Genomic DNA, 3412 nt, shown 5'->3' on the forward strand with positions numbered 1-3412 from the left:
CTTCTTGCCCTTGATCTTGCTGGTCTTGTTCTTGATCATTACCCCGTTTTTCTTGAGGTAGTAAACATAACCACCGCTGACCAAGTAGCTGCTGGTCACCTTCTTGCCGTTCCGGTAGTAAACCCGGCCCGCTTTGGTATTCTGCCAGCCGTTCTTTTTGGCGGCAGAAACAGACTGACTAAATGGCAGGCTGACAAGCGTAGCCAAAACAGCCGCTCCCGTCATCAGCCATTTATAAGAGTTTTCCTTCTCTCGTGTCATTGTTGTCCTTTCTTTTTACTCCCAAACATTTTGTACAACAAAAGATCAAAAAAACTTCATTGATTCACAAAAATATTATACACTAATTGCAAAATATAAGCTATGTTTGTAAGTCTTTACAAAAAATATTTTATTTTTAATGAATATATAAAAAGAACAGCCAGTTTTTCGCTAGCTGTTCTTTCTTTTTTTAAAACTCGTGTTATCTTAACGATTACTTAGTATTGGTTTTCTTAAGAGCACCAAGTGAGTTCTTCGTAGTTGCCTGGTTCTTAGAAGCTGAAGTGTACTTCTCTGAAGTCAGGTAGCCGCTCTTGTTCAAGGTGTAAGTGTAAGCACCGCTCTTGACGGTCTTGCCCTTGATCATCCGGCCGTTCTTGTCGAAGTAGTAAGTGTGTGATCCGTTGTTCAGCAAACCGCCTCTGAACGAAACACCGTTGCTCATGAAGAAGTAGGTGCCGGCACTGCTGCCGCTGCCTGCGTTTACAAAGCTGCTGCTCTTGACCATGTTGCCGTTCTTGTCGAAGTAGTACCAGTTGCCTACGCTGTCTTGAACAAACGCGTTGGTCTTCTTAGTACCGCTGGCATCATAGTAGTTGTAGTTCTTGCCGTTGGCAACCAAGCCCATCTTTTCCTGGTCCTTGCCGCTGGCCAACTGAATCGGCAGGTACTGAGCAATCTTATTGCCGTCCTTGCTGTAGCCGACATTATAGTACTTGCTTGCGCTGGCCCGCAGGACATACCCTGAACCCAGGTGCAGGATGTTGGTCCCGTTCATGTACTTAGCTGACCATTCCGTAATCTTGACGCTTGCATCTATCGGCTTGCCAGTAGAAGTCTGAACCTTGCTGAAGAGGTCTGGGTACTTTTGCTTCAGTTCATCCAAGTACTTGCCGCCGTATTGCTTCTGGTACTGGCCACCACCGATACTGTTGGCGATGTAGACAATCTTGTTCATGTTCGGTGAGTTCCAGCTGTCACCTACGTCGTTGACACGGGTAACCGTCACGGCTTCCTTGCCAGACAGGCTGTAAACCTGGTCTGGAACCCAGTCGGCCATAACCTGCAGACCTTGCTTGTGCAGAGCCTTGATAGCGTTGCGCAGGTCTTCAGCTGAACCGTACTTGTTGTTCTTGCTCAAAGCCAGGTCGTAACGGTCAGTAAAGGCATAACCATTTTCGATGGTTGAGTCAAGGAAAGTTCTGTCCGTGCTTGAAACGTATTGCGGTGCCATTTCGAATGAAGTGATACCCCAGTCCTTAAACAGGGAAGCATTCTTGGCAATCTGCACGTTGGCCCGTTCTTCAGTCTTAGTTGGCGTCAAAGTAAAGTTTGAAAAGCCTTCAAAAATTACGTTTGAATCAAAGGCGTCGTTGACCCGGTATTGTGAACTGCTTGAAGTCGTGCTGGTGCTTGCCTCAGTCCGGGCATCTTGATCATCCTTTGCCCCTACCGGTACCCAAACAGCCAGGTAGCCAGTTACGCAAGGGTTCTTAGTCCCCTTGACCGCAGTGTTGGCTTCAGTCTTGCCGTCAACCGTCAGGTTCTTGTTGGTAAAGGTCAAGTCACCATTGTCATCAGTAGTTGCCGTTGGCGCGTTGTCGTCGCTGCTGTAGCTGATGACACCGGTTGAGGCTTGGCTGGTGCCGTCGTTCTTTGAATCGTAGCTGCTGTTGGTTAAAAGCAGGGCACGGTACTTCTGGTTCTTGTGGGCTGCACCCATGTGCAGAACTACCTTGTCGCTGTCGCTCAAGCTCAAGCTTGGCTTGTTGCTTACGATAACCCCGATCCCTTCAGTCCGGCTTTCATCAGTCCCCTTGTCGCTGGCTGACTTGACGCCCTTGCCGTAGCGAACGCTGGTAAGCACGTCGTTCTTGTCGACTGCCATGCTTTGGCCACCACCGACATACTTGATGCGTGACTTCAGCAAGTTGGAAATTGCATCATAGTAGATGCCCTTTTCAGCCATGTATTCGCTGCCGTCAAAGAACAAGTCACCGTAGTAAACCCGCGGAATAACGTCCTTGTTGGTCAAAAGCAGGGCGTAAGATGAAGGGATGTTGTAAAGGTTGTACTTCTTTTCAGTAGATTGCTGGTACTTCCGGTATTGTGCCAAGCCCTTCTTTTCTTCCGCTTCAGTAAAGGTCGTGTAGTCCTTACCGTTTGGATACTTGCTGCTCTTGGTTACGTCCTTGATGGCCTGTTGGATGTTTTCTTGAGACATACTGTCGTGAGCCCGGATGAAGGCGTAGTTCGGAGTAGCACTCTCGGAGCCGTCAAGCTTGGTCCGGTTGACCAGAGACTTGTCGCTGTTGGTACCGATCAGGTCAGCCAAACTGTTGCTGCCAGTCGGATCCTGGTTCAGCACGCTGTTGATAGTCGTCTTCCACTTGTCATCCATCGTGATTTGCGGGTTGCCCACCTTGGCCACGTTTTCTGGGTCAGTGTGGTCCCAGTCTTCCAAGATGTTCAAGTGGGCGTTTGACTTAGCATCGGTGTTCATCCCGTAGACGTCCTTGAAGTAGTCACCGGCGATGTTGAGCAAGTCGGCATCGACGTTGTCTACCGCGTCGACTCTGATTGAGTCGAAGTTGGCGTCGTCGTCCTTGGCAGTGATGGTCCCGTAGTTAAGCAGGTAGTGCATCCAGTTGAGCTGTTCTGCCTGAACTACCGGGTTGGAGTTGTCAATATCGTTGGCCAGCAGGAATTCCTTTTGCTTGGTGTAGTCACCCTTGATGTTCTTCGGGTAACGGCCCAGCAGCCGGTAGTTGGAGTTGGCCCACGGAGTCAGGCTGGAGTTGTTGTAAAGCAGGAAGCCACCTTGCAGCTGGTTGCCGGAAAAGTCTTCACTTTCACTGGCCTTGGTCCAGATGCTTTCCGTGTTCTTGAACTCAGTCATCAAAGTCTTCAGCCAAGTAGTGCTCTTCTTGCTGGAGATCTGCTTTTCAACGTTCTTTTGAACCTGGTTGGCCGCGTTGAACAAGTCGCTGGTCTTGTCACTGGTCGTGAAGTTGCGCTTGGCACTGACGAAGCCGTTCTTCTTCATGAAGTTCAAGTAGTCCACGAAAATCGGCCGGCTTGGCCAGTAAACCATCAGCAGCGGCCGCTTGTCGCTGGCCGTCGTCTTCGTCCAGGTGGTGCCGTTCTTCAA

At 49.6% G+C, this 3412-nt stretch carries 2 protein-coding genes; both read right to left on the minus strand.

Features of this window, described 5'->3' with window-relative positions; genetic code table 11:
* On the minus strand, nucleotides 1-261 hold a 261-nt coding region (locus tag lacNas_RS11375), incomplete at its 3' end, for a hypothetical protein (RefSeq protein ID WP_201346878.1).
* Between the two features lie 214 nt (nucleotides 262-475).
* Nucleotides 476-3412: glycoside hydrolase family 70 protein (locus lacNas_RS11380; RefSeq protein ID WP_280515448.1), on the minus strand; the 2937-nt coding region annotated here is incomplete at its 5' end.

The sequence above is a fragment of the Lactobacillus nasalidis genome (assembly GCF_016587775.1).
GTDB classification, from domain to species: domain Bacteria; phylum Bacillota; class Bacilli; order Lactobacillales; family Lactobacillaceae; genus Lactobacillus; species Lactobacillus nasalidis.